Below are 249 nucleotides of genomic sequence, written 5' to 3'. Positions count from 1 at the left end.
GAAATGGTAAAAGAAGTTAAAATATTTGCCATTGCGGCACATGCTGACCATTTCGGCGAACGATTGGCGAAAATGAATGCACTACCGAAAGGTTGGTTGCCGGAATATGACCGCATGGAAGGTGTATGTTATAAAGACGAGCATTTCGTTATATGTTACAATGGAAATGTTCGCCTTCTGTATGTTTCGCACGCTTCGCAGTTCATATTTCACAAATATAAAAATGAAGAAAATAGCGGCGCAAAATAC

At 39.8% G+C, this 249-nt stretch carries 1 protein-coding gene; it reads left to right on the top strand.

What is annotated here, in order from left to right; all coding sequences use genetic code 11:
* Window positions 1-249 (top strand): hypothetical protein (locus P8629_RS12425; RefSeq protein WP_278166407.1); only part of this gene is annotated, 249 nt, incomplete at both ends.

The sequence above is a fragment of the Hydrogenovibrio sp. 3SP14C1 genome, assembly GCF_029625905.1.
Taxonomy (GTDB): domain Bacteria; phylum Pseudomonadota; class Gammaproteobacteria; order Thiomicrospirales; family Thiomicrospiraceae; genus Hydrogenovibrio.
Note: the sequence above shows the minus strand (reverse complement) of the source record. Positions and strands in the feature narration are given on the sequence as shown.